Annotated in this window: 18 protein-coding genes, 1 pseudogene and 1 riboswitch; of the genes and pseudogenes, 10 read left to right on the top strand and 9 right to left on the bottom strand. The window is 35.4% G+C overall.

All coding sequences use genetic code 11. The annotated features are described in order from the left end of the window. Positions 1-438 precede the first annotated feature (438 nt). Together MOC86_RS24770 and MOC86_RS24775 are read right to left on the bottom strand one after the other, a co-directional pair. The gene (locus MOC86_RS24770) at positions 439-618 is read right to left on the bottom strand and encodes a hypothetical protein (RefSeq protein WP_268586574.1); all 180 of its coding nucleotides are present in this window, start codon (positions 616-618) and stop codon (positions 439-441) included. A gap of 257 nt (positions 619-875) precedes the next feature. After that, positions 876-1214 carry a hypothetical protein gene (locus MOC86_RS24775; protein ID WP_268586575.1) on the bottom strand — a complete coding sequence of 113 codons (339 nt, stop codon included), beginning with the start codon at positions 1212-1214 and terminating at the stop codon, positions 876-878. A gap of 497 nt (positions 1215-1711) precedes the next feature. On the opposite strand from MOC86_RS24775, the gene MOC86_RS24780 reads away from it, so the two are divergent. From MOC86_RS24780 to MOC86_RS24790, 3 genes are read left to right on the top strand one after another with little or no spacing between them, the layout of a single operon-like run. Then, a complete protein-coding gene (locus MOC86_RS24780; protein WP_268586576.1) occupies positions 1712-2983 on the top strand; it encodes a polymorphic toxin type 50 domain-containing protein in 1272 nt (423 codons plus the stop codon). Between the two features lie 24 nt (positions 2984-3007). After that, positions 3008-3346: a hypothetical protein gene (locus tag MOC86_RS24785; protein WP_268586577.1), complete on the top strand. Its 339-nt coding sequence runs from the start codon at positions 3008-3010 to the stop codon at positions 3344-3346. 20 nt (positions 3347-3366) lie between these two features. Continuing rightward, a complete protein-coding gene (locus MOC86_RS24790; protein WP_268586578.1) occupies positions 3367-3699 on the top strand; it encodes a hypothetical protein in 333 nt (110 codons plus the stop codon). 359 nt (positions 3700-4058) lie between these two features. Here MOC86_RS24790 and MOC86_RS24795 read toward each other — a convergent pair whose 3' ends face one another. Continuing rightward, positions 4059-4400: a helix-turn-helix domain-containing protein gene (locus MOC86_RS24795; RefSeq protein ID WP_268586579.1), complete on the bottom strand. Its 342-nt coding sequence runs from the start codon at positions 4398-4400 to the stop codon at positions 4059-4061. A gap of 173 nt (positions 4401-4573) precedes the next feature. On the opposite strand from MOC86_RS24795, the gene MOC86_RS24800 reads away from it, so the two are divergent. The 4 genes from MOC86_RS24800 to MOC86_RS24815 all read left to right on the top strand — a co-directional run bounded on the left by MOC86_RS24800 (position 4574) and on the right by MOC86_RS24815 (position 7808). Continuing rightward, entirely contained in the window at positions 4574-4885 is a 312-nt protein-coding gene (locus tag MOC86_RS24800; protein WP_268586580.1) for a hypothetical protein, read from the top strand. A 680-nt stretch (positions 4886-5565) separates the two neighbouring features. Further along, the gene (locus MOC86_RS24805) at positions 5566-6318 is read left to right on the top strand and encodes a TerC family protein (RefSeq protein WP_268586581.1); all 753 of its coding nucleotides are present in this window, start codon (positions 5566-5568) and stop codon (positions 6316-6318) included. Between the two features lie 608 nt (positions 6319-6926). Further along, a complete protein-coding gene (locus MOC86_RS24810) occupies positions 6927-7139 on the top strand; it encodes a hypothetical protein (protein ID WP_268586582.1) in 213 nt (70 codons plus the stop codon). A 264-nt stretch (positions 7140-7403) separates the two neighbouring features. Then, a complete protein-coding gene (locus MOC86_RS24815; RefSeq protein WP_268586718.1) occupies positions 7404-7808 on the top strand; it encodes a C1q-like domain-containing protein in 405 nt (134 codons plus the stop codon). Positions 7809-7968: 160 nt separating this feature from the next. On the opposite strand, the gene MOC86_RS24820 is transcribed toward MOC86_RS24815, so the two are convergent. From MOC86_RS24820 to MOC86_RS24840, 5 genes are all read right to left on the bottom strand, one after another. Continuing rightward, positions 7969-8196 carry a hypothetical protein gene (locus tag MOC86_RS24820; protein ID WP_419146682.1) on the bottom strand — a complete coding sequence of 76 codons (228 nt, stop codon included), beginning with the start codon at positions 8194-8196 and terminating at the stop codon, positions 7969-7971. A gap of 133 nt (positions 8197-8329) precedes the next feature. Further along, complete coding sequence (locus tag MOC86_RS24825) at positions 8330-8818, bottom strand: QueT transporter family protein (RefSeq protein ID WP_268586584.1); 489 nt, start codon at positions 8816-8818, stop codon at positions 8330-8332. A gap of 8 nt (positions 8819-8826) precedes the next feature. Next, positions 8827-8871: riboswitch (PreQ1 riboswitch) on the bottom strand. A gap of 101 nt (positions 8872-8972) precedes the next feature. After that, on the bottom strand, positions 8973-9665 hold the full coding sequence (locus MOC86_RS24830) for a hypothetical protein (RefSeq protein ID WP_268586585.1): 693 nt from the start codon (positions 9663-9665) through the stop codon (positions 8973-8975). 415 nt (positions 9666-10080) lie between these two features. Beyond that, positions 10081-11043, bottom strand: a complete 963-nt coding sequence (locus tag MOC86_RS24835) for a superoxide dismutase (RefSeq protein WP_268586586.1) — start codon at positions 11041-11043, stop codon at positions 10081-10083. Between the two features lie 63 nt (positions 11044-11106). Further along, entirely contained in the window at positions 11107-11412 is a 306-nt protein-coding gene (locus MOC86_RS24840; protein WP_268586587.1) for a hypothetical protein, read from the bottom strand. 249 nt (positions 11413-11661) lie between these two features. On the opposite strand from MOC86_RS24840, the gene MOC86_RS24845 reads away from it, so the two are divergent. The 3 genes and pseudogenes from MOC86_RS24845 (at position 11662) to MOC86_RS24855 (ending at position 13653) form a co-directional block, all read left to right on the top strand. Then, positions 11662-11982 carry a hypothetical protein gene (locus MOC86_RS24845; protein ID WP_268586588.1) on the top strand — a complete coding sequence of 107 codons (321 nt, stop codon included), beginning with the start codon at positions 11662-11664 and terminating at the stop codon, positions 11980-11982. Between the two features lie 109 nt (positions 11983-12091). Next, positions 12092-12601, top strand: a pseudogene (locus MOC86_RS24850) (YbhB/YbcL family Raf kinase inhibitor-like protein). A gap of 173 nt (positions 12602-12774) precedes the next feature. Further along, entirely contained in the window at positions 12775-13653 is an 879-nt protein-coding gene (locus MOC86_RS24855) for an alpha/beta hydrolase (protein WP_268586589.1), read from the top strand. Positions 13654-13703: 50 nt separating this feature from the next. On the opposite strand, the gene MOC86_RS24860 is transcribed toward MOC86_RS24855, so the two are convergent. Further along, positions 13704-14492, bottom strand: coding sequence for a histidinol-phosphatase HisJ family protein (locus MOC86_RS24860; RefSeq protein ID WP_268586590.1), 789 nt, complete (start codon positions 14490-14492; stop codon positions 13704-13706). Between the last annotated feature and the right edge of the window lie 87 nt (positions 14493-14579).

Raw genomic sequence — 14579 nt, forward strand, 5'->3', positions numbered from 1 at the left:
AACACCTCCACGTTATAGTTCGGTCATTTGTATCCGATCTTTAACGAAAAGGTGTTTTTTATTTGTCTCACTTCATGGGGTCAGTCCCATTGTGAGCGGGGGCTTTTTTTCATTGGAAAGGTAGTATGAAATTGTCTTATCTATAGCATGGACTATATATCCCGTTTATATACGGACCTTGCACATTTATTCAGGTAATACTATATAATGTCACGAATGTCACTAATGTCACGAATGGACTTTCATTATGCTGGAACAACGCGTTTACTCCTAAACTAAATTTCGCTCTCTTATCATCGCAAGAGGGTTTTTTATTCATTTTTACTAAACGAAAATGCCCCTACTCATGGCGAATGGGGGCATTTTATTCTTCTTCAAAAGTGAAGAGAGAAGGAGGATTCCGATCTTTGGAGGAAGATTGAAATCGGAAGGGAAGTATTATTGACTTTGCTGTTGATTAGTTTGTTGATTCATCGTTTGATTGTTTCCTTGATTGCTCATATTAGACAGTGGAATCATATTTTGAAGCTGTCCCCCGCGTCCTGTCATCATACTGTAAGCAGCAGCTCCAATACCAATAGAAGCAACAACAGGTAACACTTGGATGTTGTTTTTCATGATCTATCATCTCCTTTTTTATCATGTTTTAAAATCTCTCACCTATCTTCTGTTTTTTTCTCTTTTCTATTCCGTTTAGATTCTTCCAAGGGAGGAGGATATTTTTCTGTTTTCTTTAAGAGGGAGGATGTGGGATCACACTTTAATTCAAAAGAAACATGCCTAAAAAGGGAAATAGTAGATCATTTATGGAGGAGGTACTTTCTTAGCGAAAAGTAAAAGAGGCTGATTCCTTTGAATAGAACCAGCCCTTTTGATTAATCATCTCTATTATCTTTATCACGCATATCTTCTGGATCTTCAATTGGATCTTCCGGATCTGGATTTCTATCTTTTTCATCATCTTTATTTAGAGTATCATTTTCATCGACACCAGGGGCATTCTCATTTCTATCCTGATTATTTTCAAAGTTCATATCGTCTGCATCCTGATTATTTTCATTGTTTGTGTCATTTCCACCTTCATCATTTGGAGCTTGTTCTTCATTTTGTTGCTCATCTTCTTGAGGCGAATCTTGATTATCATTGGCTGTACAACCTGTAATAAGCGTGATAGCAAATAGTCCCCCTAATGATTTTAATAACCATTCCTTCATTTTTGTCTCACTCCTTCCTTATTAAATTCTAAAATGCTTTTATATCTTTTCTGTTTTATCTCTTTTTATGCAATTAAATATTTCTTTTTTTTATTGAAGGGAATAATCTCCAATGTTTTGAACGATATATAAATTTATGTAGATTGTATAAATAAAAAAGCCCCCACTGTCACGAGTAAGGGGCATTTTGAGTTCGACTTCGTTGTGTGATTGTCAACAGTTTGATATTGGAAGTCATCAGTAGTATGGATAACAAAGAAGATAAATATGCAAATCTGGATTTAAATAAAATTTATTAAGTATAAACACATTAGTTTTAGTAAATATTAAGACAACAAGGACATTCCTCGTTTTGTTTGTCCAAACAAAGAGCCCTTATCCAGTGGATAGGGGCTTATTTGTATGTGATGAAGGTTCTAAGAAGCTTAGTACTTTTGATACAGTTCTACTAGTTTATTTTTCATTTCTTGCTTTCTTTCTATTTAAGAAGTTGAAAAATGTTAGTTGATGGTAAACATGGAAAGGGTGTTCTGGTTATGGGGAAAACTCAAGCTAACCTAGAAGATCTCAATCAACTGGCCGAGAAAACAAAGTTAGCAAAGGCAAAATGTGAGGCTGTGCCAGCTCAGCTAAGTTGGAATCTTTCTGGTGTCTTATCTGAATTAAGTGGGGTATGGATGTCAGAATTAGAAGGTCTACAACAAGAATTAGAAAAAAGTATGCGAGATTATGTAGATGAGTTGGGGGAGGCTTATCAACACATTGTCAAAACAAAAAATGAATTGAAAGCAGCAGATGAGGCTCTTCTCCGTAAATTAGAGTTAGATAGTGAAATTGTTCCTCAAAAAACTTCTAAAGGAAAAGTAGAAGGGGCAAGTAAGAAGAAAAAAGAGGAAGAAGAAGGAAATACTTTTACACAATCATTAAGAGGGATTAAAGATGGGGCAGGGGATGCTCTTTCAGAAACATGGGATGGGGTTGTTTCATTTGCTCACCATCCTGTGGATAGTACGGTTAATACGGCTAAAGGAGTATATGAGGCAGGAAAACATCCGGTTCGTACTTATAATGCGGTCAAAGATGGGGTTGTCACTGCTGTAGATGAAAAAATTATTAACGGGGATGCCTATAGTCGAAGTCATTTCTTTTCCTATGCAGGTACAGAAATTGGACTTGCGGCAATTGGCGACAAAGGGGCAGGTTTAGCTACTAAAGGAGCAAGTGCTGTAGCCAAAACAGCGAAGGGAATGAAAGACGTTCATAAAGTAACCATAAATCAAAGAATGCCCGCCTTGCAACCTGCGTTTGCAGGGGGAAGACCTCCTGTTAATGCTCTAGATACGGGTTATCTGGGTCGCTATCTACAAAATGCTAAGGATATGTATTGGAATTTTGCTAAAGGAAAAGGTGTACCTGCTTACGGTCAGGGTTCGGTACCTATGGGACCATACCGTGAAGTAAATGGATATTCAATAAAAGTTAAAGCTGGAGCCCAAGAAAAACATATTCCCGATACACCAAATTATAAACAGGAATTAGCAAACGGTAAAAACAAAAGTATTTTTTATGGAGATAATAAAAAGGCTCAAGAATTGATTGATCAATTTGCTGGTAAAGGTGAAATGTTGAAAAATGGTAGGGAAAGAGTGGACTTTGGTGAAATAATAGGTGAATATTATGAACTGGATACTGGTAAATATATAGAAACTACTAAAGGTATGATACATTACGGAAAACATGGTGCTCATATAGTACCGGCGAGACCATAAGAACCATAAGAAAAGAGGATAAATATGGGGTACGATTCTTTAATAGGAATATTAATAAAGTATGAAAATAGTGAGATGATATTAGAATGGAAAAGCGGACTAAGAATAATAGGTGAATTAGACACAGTCTTTGAAACAGATAATGGATTAGAAGATGATGATATCAATTATAAAGAATATCATGCAGCTGCATTCAGAGTAAGTCAAATTTTATCTCATCCCTCTAGTAACGAAGGTAGCGTATATGATTGGTTGAAACAAAAGAAAAGTTCCCTTGTCGAAATTTCTCTTTATGATGATCCACCAAGTGTCATATTTTTAACGGACGGAAAAATGGTATGGAAAATCGACACTGATAAATAAACAAAAGAAGGTAGCATAAGATGGGATATGATCCTTTAATTAGAGCTTTTGATCGTCATTCTAGAGAAAATTTGATTGTAAAGTGGGAAAGTGGTTTAAAATTAGCCGGTAAACTGGATACTATTTCTGAAACAGATAATGGATTAGAAGATGATGATGAAGGATTTCAAGAGTATATAGCTGCAATTGTAAAGCTTGAATATATTATTCATCCTCCTTTAACTAAGGACGATGAACTGTTTAGATGGATACAACAACATGAGCTATTTGAGACTTCTTTATATAGCAATACCCCAAAAAGAATCAGTTTAGAAGATGAAACAGTTATCTGGCAGGACTCTGAATCAAGCTAGAAGACAAGAGGATTAGTAGATAAATATGTAGATACACCCCTATCCTTTATTGGATAGGGGCTTTTTACATCAGTTCTTGCAGGAGGTTACTTCTGGATAAAAAGTAAAACAACAGGAGAGGGAAGTGAGGAGCATGAAAAATTATTAGAACTGCGGAAGCTTGTAATTTAACAAAAGAAGGTCGCGTTGGTTTTGATATGAAAGACGTTGAGAAAATCAAAAAGGTTACATTGGTTGTAAGTGCTCCATCAAATACTGATTTTGATGATGACGGAGAAGAAATTCGCGTTGAATGTCCTTTAGAAAAAGAAACATGATAAAAAAGCGGTTGGAATCTTATCCAACCGCTTTTTATACTCTTATCGACTTTTTAGAGTTTTATCAATTAAAATCTTATGAAATTCCTCTGTGCTTATTTTTTTTCCTTCCCATACAAGCACAGATCCTTTCAGTTTTTTTACAAACTCTTCAATATCATCTTCTTTCTGTTCAGTTTTGCACATCAAATAATCTAACTGTACATCAAGAACCTCAGCCAAATTCATAGCAAATCGGTATGTAGGAGTAGCATATCCTATTTCCCAATGATAAACAGACATGCGGGAAGTGCCTAATTTCTCAGCCAAACTTTCTCTAGATAGTCCTTTTTCTTCACGTAGTGATTTAATTCTGTAACCAATCTCTTTTTTAAAAAGTTTCATATAAGAATGACAATCCTCCTGTTTTTTATCCATTATTATCATAAAAAATGAAATGATATTCAAGTGTAAACCGCTTACATAAAATTAGCTACATGTTATTAATTTTATGAGAAAGAGAGGAGGGATTATTGTACTAGTGAGAATACAGACAATAAGTGTGAATGAATTTATGTATGAGCAATGGAGCTGTACAAAATACAGCTCCTAGCCTGTCTTTTTTAAATTGGTTGCTACATCCTATTCAAACGACAAAAGAGCATGGAGTAGATGCAATTTACAACATGATAAATCCGTTCCTGGATATCGTGCTTGTTATGTCGCAACCGATTGCTAGTATCATCCTTACGACAGCTGGTTTCCTTTTCATTGTTGGAATGAGAGATAAATGTATAAAGTGGATGACGACCACTTCACTTGTTTATGTCTGTATTCAACTTTTCCCTATGTTACTAAAGGCTATTCTGCATAGTTTGGTTCATTACTAAAAACGACCACATAAACGACCACATGACCACGCAAACAACCACAAATTTTATAGAAATCCATAGATGTTTATAGAACCTAAAAAATATAAAAAGCTCTATTCTTCTTATGAGTGAAGATTCTTAAAGATTTTATAGAAAAGAGCAGAAATCTATAAAAGCAAAAAATGGGATATTTGTTATCATCCTAAAATTGCTCAGTCTTTTGGTTTATCAGAAAGAGGAGAAGTTGTTGGATTTCTCTATATTAGGTATCCTGCTAAAGAGCCAAAAACCGTTAAAAAGACTGATGTATCAACATATACAAAGTGGTTTTCATTGAGACTTTTCATGAATTGACCGAATTTGTGAGAAGTTCTTTTTTAAAAATTTTTCGTCATATGACCTTAGATGTTCATAGTGATGTTGATATTACTATGGCCCGAAATTTTTTGTATTTCTTTTATTTCTCTTTCAATTAGAAATGAGGCATGGGGATGAGGAGTAAGAGGTTTTGTAACAGAGCTTTTCTTATGTTAGTTGTTCAATCTCTACATAAAGAGGTGAGATTTCACATAAAGGAAGAGAAAGAACGATCAAAACCATTAAAGTGTATTTTATAGAATTACCTATGGTTTAATGGGAAAGTCTAATGTTAGTGGAACTTTTAAATGATATTTTAATTTTAGAAAGGGGAGAAGGGGATGGAATCAATATGGCTAGAGTATGCTTGGGCATTGTTAATTCTAATCGGATTAGAAGGATTGTTATCGGCTGACAATGCTCTTGTACTAGCAGTTATAGCCAAGCATTTACCCGAAAATGAGAAAAGAAAAGCTATAAATTATGGTATCATTATGGCCTTTGTTTTTCGATTTGTTGCTCTTTTTGCCATTTCTTTTATCGCAAACGTCTGGCAGATACAGGCGATAGGAGCAGCTTATCTTCTTTACTTAGGTTTAAAACATGTTATTCAAGCACGTTTTGGAAAAAAGAATAAAGATATTCATAAGGACGATGAAAAGGAAGCTGCTGGAAAAGGTTTCTGGCCGACAGTAGCAAAGATTGCGCTAGCTGACCTTGCTTTTGCCATTGATTCGATACTAGCTGCGGTTGCTCTTGCCCTTGGTCTTCCAGATTCACCGCTCGGCGATTTTGGTGGTATGGATGGAGGGCAGTTTATTGTTGTTCTTCTTGGCGGTATTGCTGGTCTTATCTTAATTAAGTTTGCAGCAACCTGGTTTGTGCAGCTTCTTGCAAAACGTCCAGCATTGGAAACAACCGCATATGTCATTGTTGCTTGGGTCGGTGTCAAACTTGCTGTCATTACCCTTGCCCATGAGGATATTGGGTTCTTAGAGCATGATTTTCCTCACAGTACAGCTTGGACGTTGATTTTCTACGGAGTATTAGTCGGTATTGCCTTAATTGGTTGGTTTGCACCGAGAAAAACGTGATTTCAGAGAAATCCTAAACGGTAGCTTTGAAAGAAAATTTGATTAAAACTATGTCACGAATTCCTATTTGACAATAAAAGCTAAGAATCCATTTTGACAAATACGCAACCTGTAGATTAACTAAAAACCTTTAAGTAAAAAAGCTCTTATTACATTGATAAGAGCTTTTTTACTTAAATATATCTCATTAAATATAAGAAGTTGATTGTATGCGTTAGGGAAATGGGGGGAGTCCTGTTATCCACTTGTTTAAGAAATGGCGGATTACCTTTAAAAGAGTGTATGGGAAGCGGTAAGCTCATTTGAGTGAACTACTTAAGACGCCATAAGGCATTGACTACAAATCATATTGTTAGGAGAAAACAGCTATCTTCTTACGAAGGTAGTTGTTTTCTTTTTATGTAAAGTTAGTTAACATAACGTAATTATAAGCATTGAAAAGGGTTCGGCGTCTAGTTACCCAACCTCTTTTTAATATAACAAAATAACCTATTATTCCCTTCGATATCTTTCCTATTAGTTGAAATGGTTCTTATTAGAAATAAATAGATAAAACCCTCTATTAAGATAATTTTGATCATTTAAGATGTGAGGAGGTGAACACGTCTATGTATGAATTTGAATATGATTATGATAGAAAAGACTCTTGTGATGATAAACATGACAAACATGATAAATTTAAAAAAGTAAAATGTTATTGTGAAGAGCAAGAAGATCGTCGTAAATACGAAGATAAAGATGAGAAAAAGAAATTTGTTCTAAAAGGATATCTTTACTTCAAAGAAGATCATGATTGCGACCGCAAGAAAAAATATAAGTAATATGAAAATATTTATACCTTTTCATATTGTTAAATAGATTATGCTTTGAATCATCTCTCAGTATGGATAAAAAGAAGCTGACCCCAAAAATTGTGAAAGTGAACTTTTGGTTGTCAGCTTCTTCCCCTTTTAATTCTACCTTAAAAAGAGAGTCTTAAAATCTAAAGGAGTGATTAAAATAAGTACGCATTACCCTTATAAGAAATCACAAGTCTGGTACCTAATCATAAAAGTGGCAGCGTAATATTATCAGCATTCAGAGCTATCAATAATACTGCTAATCAATCTCTTCCCGCAAACGCTGCTAGTCAAGTTTTTTTTCAAAATGAACAATTTGATTTAGCGAATGAATATAACCCAAATACATCTACATTTATTCCACAAACGGATGGTGTATATTCGCTCACTGCATCTGTTGAGTTTCAACCGAATATTATTGGTGAGTTTACCTTAGAAATGGTTTTCCTGATAAATAGCGATGTAATTGAGGGAAGAAACAGTGAAACTTTTACAGGTAATATCCCGGCAATCCTAACGACTACTGAGATACTTCAGTTAAATGCTGGAGATCAGGTGCAGGTAGCAATGAGAAGTACTGCCGCTGGTGCAATCCAAGCAAGTCCAAGTACACAATTTGCAGCAGTTAGAGTTTCTTCCCCAGCAACATAAACAAGGTTAGGCACCCATTAAGTACCTAACCTCTAATATTTAATCTGTTGATAAGAAAAACGACCTTTTCTTTAAAAAAGTCGTTTTTTTGCTCTTTTTGTGTATTTATAACTCACATATTGAACAAGATTTTTAACATAATCATTTATCTGTTTATTTATTACAGATAAAACGTTTCATTAATTTCCCATGACTCGACAATTTGATGTGCTGTTCGTGGATCATATCCTTTACCCATCAAATAAGTAATAGCTGCTATTTCCATCATTGCATGAGGGATAGATGTTTTTTGAGCTTCATTTAAACCATATTGTACCCATGGGTTAACCTTTAATAAAGTTTCTTGTTTGAGATGATGTGAGGGAGTATAAAGAGGATACACAGTCATTACATCCTTTCAAATATAGTTAAATATCACAATCCTAGTTTATGCGCATTAATTAATCTTGTGAGGACTTTATATAATGGTTCTCATAATAAAAAGGCTTCCTGTCATAAGGAAGCCTTTTGCCTTTTCTCTTTTAATTCAAGAGCGTTTTGAAAGATATTTTTTTATTCAAAGCCATCATGATAAAAGCGCCGATAAACATCACAACGAATTCACCAACAGTAGTTGTGAGCCATGTGAAAAGGAAGGGAAGTCCTAATGCTAAGTGCAGCTCAAAGGCGATAATAAACATTGTTACTGTAAAAATAGCTGTATTCACCATCATACGAGCCCATAAGTTCTTTATATAGAGGCCTACTCCAATTGTAACAAGTAGAGCTATAAGAGATTGAAGGACGCCAAATACAAGATCATATGCTCCAAGCGGTGAGAATAGTAAATTCGTTAAGAAAACTCCAATAACGATGCCAAAAATGAACTTCTTGTTAAATACAACAAGATGATTAAATATCTCAGAAAGTCTAAACTGAATGTTCGTAAAGCCAAATGGTTGAATTAAAAGAGATACGGCGATATATAAAGCCGCTACAAGGGCGTTAATACTCATTGTTCTAATATTCATCAATCTATTTCTCCTTAGTTTTTTAGCGTGGGAGGGTTACGAACCACGGTAATACTAAAAAATAATACAAGAGGGCGCACGTTTCGTCAATAAAGAGATAAGGAAAGAGAAAAAATAAAAACATTCTGGCTAGTCCTACAAAAAAGACTCCTTTTTAAAAAAGAGTCTTTTCACTATGTATAGGAATAAATTCTTCTTCCTCTTCATATAATCCACGTTCTTTTAAGTATTCAATGAAATAAAGGTCTGCTTCCTTTCTTTCATCATATGGTTTCTTTGAAAGAACGAAACCAATTTTCCCTTCATTAGTAAGTTCAACAGAAGAGATATAAGCTTGAATGTTATGACGAAGGAAAAGCTCTTTTGCAGGAATGATTAAGCCTTTTAAAAATTGAGAAAGAAGTTCTAACTCAAATTGAAATGTAAAACGTTCGACTTTAGAGAGATCTGCAAAGATGACGCCAATAAAGCCTGTATTAAAAATTTCATGTTCTTTTATTTTTTCCTCTTCACTTAAATGTCCAACTTCACGTAGGTAGTTAATAAAATAACTTTTTCCTTCTTTACGGCGGAAGGGTGTCTTAGATAAAACAAGACCAATTTTCTTTTGTTTTGGTAAATAGATGCAGGAGATGTGCGCAGGAATACCGTGCTGCGAAAATAAAATGCTGCTTCCTTGCAATAGCCCATCAAGCACGTGATGTGTAATTTGCAGCTTTTTACGAGAGAAGTAGTATTCGTATTTCGTTAAATCATCTAAGTCTGTGAACGTTGCCCCAATGAAACCAGTATTTGAAAGAGTAGGGGAAGAGGTTTTTTTACGACTATGTTTTGTCATTCTTGCCATAAGCTCAGCTCCTTGCATTAGTAACGCGAACAGATGTTCTGTACCCCTATATTACAGCACTTTTCTCTAAAAGTAAAGAAAAAGAAGAGGAAAAATTGAGAGAGAAGGAAGATTTTCTCTTATTTTTCATCTAGTATAATAAAAAAGGAAACAAAAAAAGCATTGATCAGTATCATCAATGCTTTGATTATGCAAGGTTTGAACCTTCTTCATCTGTTTCATCTTCTACAAAACAGTCCATTGTATGTAATGTTTTATCATCGTGACTTCCATAATAAATCGTAATATTCATAAACATATCGCTCCTTTTTATGAGGAATGAATCTGTTGTTCACATTTCCATTGTAAGAGATAGTCTCATTATACCCCAAGGCAAGGTGTTCCACAACTAAAAAAGAGCGATATTTATATTATATTAAAATGGCTTCCATTTCACTTTCGTTGCTTCACGATAACGTTCTTCAACATGTGCCCAATTGACAACATTCCACCAGTTCTCAATATACTTCCTGCGGTCATTTTGATATTTCAAATAATAAGAATGCTCCCATACATCAAGGGCTAGAAGAGGGATAACATCGTATTGACTTAAGTTTTGGTGTTTTTCAGCTTGTAAAATCTCCAAACGATGAGCACGGGGAGCCCATACTAAAATACCCCACCCAGATCCTTCTACTTTGTTTGCGGCTTCTGTAAACTGTTGTTTAAATCGTTCAAATCCTCCAAACGTGCTATCAATCGCTTTTCGTATTTCACCTCTTGGTTTTCCCCCACCATTTGGGCTCATTACATTCCAAAACAGCGTATGAAGATAATGTCCACCACCGTGAAAAGCGGCTTCTCGCTCCCAATGGGCAATAAGCGTATAATCTCCACTGCTTCGCGCTTTTTTCATTTCTTTCTCTGCTTTGTTCAACCCATCAACATATGTTTGATGATGTTTGTCATGATGAAGCCTCATTGTTTCGCGGTCAATATAAGGCTCGAGTGCTTCATACGGATATGGTAAAGGAGGTAAAGTATGTCCTCCAATCGGTACAGGATTAAAAGCAGGGCGAGACTCTTCATCATGATGATTTGCTTCGTCACGGTGACCCTCTTCATCGTGGTGGTTCTCTTCCTCGTGATGAATTGCTCCATCTCGCTCTTTCTCTTCATAGGCGTTTTCCCACAAAAGGTAAAGCTCTTTTGCTCGTTCAAAACAAGCATATGGCATATCTTGATCGTGATTTTCTTCTAAAAGATGAGCAAATTCATTCCACTTTTGGTGCCATTCTTCTTCATTTTTTCCGTGAGAGGAAAGAGAGTCCCAATGGCTGTATAAATCGTTAGCCCAGTCTTCTAAGTATGTTTTATAATCCTTTGTCTCATTATCCATAGTACATAAGCCTCCTTCTACATCGTTGTGGTCACTATATGTAGAGGAGGAAAAAAAGGTTCATTAATTTTTCTCTTTCATCTTTTTCATTTCTTCAGTTACCACAAATGCTAAATCATCATTTCCAAATAGGGATAAAACACCTAAAAGCGTGCTATCCCCAACCTCCCCAGCTTCATTCTTTGGTACAGTAAGGGAGAGCGCGTGTTTTAATGCAGCATTCTCTTTTTGGTTAGGGTATGCGCGTATATATAGCTCAAAAGGATCTAAATCATGGTTAACGCACCATTGTGCAAAAACAAGAATCATCATTTCTTCGTCTTTTTGATAATTTTGAATAATTTTTTGTTCCATCTCTTTTGAATTCATGTTAAAAAAACTCCTTTTTAAAGTGAGAGAATAAAAGTAGAATACCATATTTCTCTCTATTATAGTAAAAAAGTAAAAAAGAAAAAGTGTTGAATATGGATTCTCTTTTAGTTTCTAAATTTAGATACTAAAGAACTAGTTTGGATTGATTCTTTTTCCTTATTTAGAAAGTTTTTTGTTAACCTATAGTTGTGAAGGGTTTTAGAAGATGAGTATAAAACATTACTAGATTCACAGAGCAATATGAAAATGGTAAAAGGAAAAAATACAAGTATTAAGGTTACAAGGGATAAAGATAAGTTAACATTAAAAGCGAGTGAAACAACTTCTTTTGATAAAGTGACATTTAATTTAAAGGATAATAGGGTTACAACGAAGTATGGAACGCTCCCTTATGATGGAATATTAGAAGCTTCAGAGCAGCAAGTAACAACAGGTCCTTGGTCTGGACATGCCTACAAACTGCAAGAGGGAGAGGCAGATATAAGCAATGTAGACGAAAATACAAACTATAAATCTGTCAGATTATATGTTGGACAGCTGAGAGTAAGGATACTACATTACATATAAACCAACAAAGTAAAATGAAAGTATCTAAAAATTGAGCGAATTTATAAAGATAAGTTATCATAGATATATTCAAAATTGGGTATTAAATAGAGATGAGGGATGATTTATGATGAAAGTTCACGTAGCGACGGAAAACGGATCTTTAGCAGACAAGTATGGAAAGCAAGCTTCAGAAGAATATTTAAGAGATGGTGTTCCATACGTTTCTTTTCCAATTTCATTTGAAAATGTGCCTGAAAATGCTAAAAGTTTAGCGTTGACTTTTATTGATTATGATTCAGTACCAGTTTGTAATTTCGCATAGATTCATTGGCTTGTAGCGAATATTCCAGCAGAGGTCAAAGAGCTTCCGGAAAATGCGAGTGATGAAAAGCCGTTTCCATTTGTTCAAGGGAACACAAGCTATGCTTCTCCAGTAGCGGGCCATAAAGACCCAAAAATTACCCAGCAGTGCGGGGGACCAACACCTCCTGATAAAGATCATGACTATACGCTTGTGGTATATGCGCTAGACACAGAGCTTGATTTAAAAGACGGTTATTATCTTAATGAATTTTATAGAGCAATTGAAGGTCATGTAATCGAAGAAAAAACAATCGCAGTTGTTGGACGAGAATAGGCTAAAAAGAGCTATCGAGACTGATAGCTCTTTTTAGCCTATTGAGATAAGCTTTAAAGCTGAACTATCTATAAAAGAGGGGTATACTAAAGGTAGTAAATGATGTAAGAAAGGTGGTTTTTTGGTTGTCTTTAAATCCTAAAGTTAAAATGATGCTTGATTAGCTGAATAGTATGCCAAAACTAGATTTGAAAACGATTACTCCTAAAGAATATAGAGCGCTTCAAGAACAAATGAGACAAGCTCCGACAACTGTTGAACGAGTAGGAGCAGTAGAAGATAAGATGCTTCCATTAAAAGATCGAGATATTCGAGTGAGAGTCTACAAGCCAGAAGGCAATGGAAAGTTCCCTGCTCTTGTTTACTACCATGGGGGAGGTTGGGTGTTAGGAAATATTGATAGTCATGATGGCGTGTGCAGAGCAATTGTAAATATGGCGCAATGTACGGTCATTTCGGTAGACTACCGATTAGCTCCTGAACATAAATTTCCTGCTGGTGTTCACGATGCATATGACGCTCTTGTATATATTAGCGATCATGGGGAGGAATTTGATATTGATGTTAATCGAATTGCTGTTGGAGGCGACAGCGCAGGAGGAAATTTAGCTGCAGTTACAAGCATTATCGCTAAAGAGAAAGAAGGACCAAGCATTATTCATCAGTTTTTACTGTATCCATCAACAGGTCGTGATTATGAGCTTCCCTCAATGAAAGAAAACAGCGAAGGCTATTTTCTCACTCGTGAGCTTATGGAATGGTTTGGAGAACATTATGTAAATAAACAAGAAGATTGGAAGCATCCGTATGCATCCCCTGTACTTGCAGAAGATTTAGCAAACCTTCCTCCGGCAACAGCCCTTACTGCTCAATATGATCCGCTTCGTGATTCTGGCGCGCTTTACGCAGAAAAGCTAAGAGAAAACGAAGTTCCTGTTTTTTATAAAAATTATGATGATTTAATCCACGGCTTTGCCAACTTTATTGAATTTGTTCCAGAAGCAAGAGAAGCGTTGAAAGAAGGAGCAGAATCTTTAAAAGAAGCGTTTTAAAGAAAAAGATTTATAAAAAAGCAGGCTTCCGCCAAGGAAGGCCTGCTTTTTTAAATAGAAACAAATGTTGCACGTCGGTTTTCAAAAACACTCACTTCTGTAAATCCACACTCTTTGGCAAGAGCATACGCTTCTTTAATGCCTCGACCAATATGCTCTGAATAGTGAGAATCCGAACCAATGGTTAAAATGCGTCCGCCGAGCTCTCTATATAAAGACAAAATATAGTGTGAAGGCATTGGTTCTTGTAATGCTTCTACTGTTGAAGTATTAATTTCAATTCCAATACCTCGTTCAATGGCTTTAGAAAGTATCTTCTTTATAAGAGGCTCAAATTTTTCGAAGTCGTCCTTACTAAACGGTTCTTTTGAATAGCGCTTAATAAGATCAAAATGAGCTAAACAGTCAATGTCCGCTTTTTCGATAAGTAAGAGCATTTCTTTAAAATAAAGGTCATACGCTTCTAGCCGTGAGTATTTTGCTAACGTTTTGCGAAGGCCGATATCTTTAATATTGTGAACAGAACCAAGAATAAAATCAACGTGCTCTTTTTGAAACAGCTGTTTATATTCTTCTGTATACTTATGTGGTTCACAAAGTTCTATTCCTTTTAAGATGTGAAGAGGCTGATTTTTAAAAGCTTCTTGACAAGTTTGAATGTCTTGACTGTACTTCTCCCATTTCATATGTCCATAAGTTGGAATGTTCGGGTTTAGCGTGAAGTGTTCGGTGAAGCAAATTTGTTCTACTCCGTTCTCAAGCGCTTTTTGGCATGTTTCCATCATGATCGCTTTTGAGTCAAATGAATGGTTCGTATGTGTATGATAGTCCGTAAACATAATGTTCCTCCCTTTATATGTAATGAAGCCTTCTCTTATTTATTATGGCATAGATTGTGCAACGTGAAAAAGGGGATGTTGTGATAC

Origin of the sequence: Priestia endophytica, from assembly GCF_026790145.1 — a bacterium.
In the GTDB taxonomy this organism is placed as follows: Bacteria; Bacillota; Bacilli; order Bacillales; family Bacillaceae_H; genus Bacillus_I; species Bacillus_I endophytica_A.

What these genes read in the sequence shown, in the direction of transcription:
- MOC86_RS24860 (WP_268586590.1), bottom strand. Translation starts at nt 14,492, where the DNA reads ATGTTTACGGACTATCATACACATACGAACCATTCATTTGACTCAAAA.
- MOC86_RS24775 (WP_268586575.1), bottom strand. Translation starts at nt 1,214, where the DNA reads ATGAAGGAATGGTTATTAAAATCATTAGGGGGACTATTTGCTATCACG.
- MOC86_RS24830 (WP_268586585.1), bottom strand. Translation starts at nt 9,665, where the DNA reads ATGGCAAGAATGACAAAACATAGTCGTAAAAAAACCTCTTCCCCTACT.
- MOC86_RS24805 (WP_268586581.1), top strand. Translation starts at nt 5,566, where the DNA reads ATGGAATCAATATGGCTAGAGTATGCTTGGGCATTGTTAATTCTAATC.
- MOC86_RS24785 (WP_268586577.1), top strand. Translation starts at nt 3,008, where the DNA reads ATGGGGTACGATTCTTTAATAGGAATATTAATAAAGTATGAAAATAGT.
- MOC86_RS24810 (WP_268586582.1), top strand. Translation starts at nt 6,927, where the DNA reads ATGTATGAATTTGAATATGATTATGATAGAAAAGACTCTTGTGATGAT.
- MOC86_RS24825 (WP_268586584.1), bottom strand. Translation starts at nt 8,818, where the DNA reads ATGAATATTAGAACAATGAGTATTAACGCCCTTGTAGCGGCTTTATAT.
- MOC86_RS24820 (WP_419146682.1), bottom strand. Translation starts at nt 8,196, where the DNA reads ATGACTGTGTATCCTCTTTATACTCCCTCACATCATCTCAAACAAGAA.
- MOC86_RS24845 (WP_268586588.1), top strand. Translation starts at nt 11,662, where the DNA reads ATGGTAAAAGGAAAAAATACAAGTATTAAGGTTACAAGGGATAAAGAT.
- MOC86_RS24790 (WP_268586578.1), top strand. Translation starts at nt 3,367, where the DNA reads ATGGGATATGATCCTTTAATTAGAGCTTTTGATCGTCATTCTAGAGAA.
- MOC86_RS24835 (WP_268586586.1), bottom strand. Translation starts at nt 11,043, where the DNA reads ATGGATAATGAGACAAAGGATTATAAAACATACTTAGAAGACTGGGCT.
- MOC86_RS24800 (WP_268586580.1), top strand. Translation starts at nt 4,574, where the DNA reads ATGAGCAATGGAGCTGTACAAAATACAGCTCCTAGCCTGTCTTTTTTA.
- MOC86_RS24770 (WP_268586574.1), bottom strand. Translation starts at nt 618, where the DNA reads ATGAAAAACAACATCCAAGTGTTACCTGTTGTTGCTTCTATTGGTATT.
- MOC86_RS24780 (WP_268586576.1), top strand. Translation starts at nt 1,712, where the DNA reads ATGTTAGTTGATGGTAAACATGGAAAGGGTGTTCTGGTTATGGGGAAA.
- MOC86_RS24795 (WP_268586579.1), bottom strand. Translation starts at nt 4,400, where the DNA reads ATGAAACTTTTTAAAAAAGAGATTGGTTACAGAATTAAATCACTACGT.
- MOC86_RS24855 (WP_268586589.1), top strand. Translation starts at nt 12,775, where the DNA reads ATGCCAAAACTAGATTTGAAAACGATTACTCCTAAAGAATATAGAGCG.
- MOC86_RS24840 (WP_268586587.1), bottom strand. Translation starts at nt 11,412, where the DNA reads ATGAATTCAAAAGAGATGGAACAAAAAATTATTCAAAATTATCAAAAA.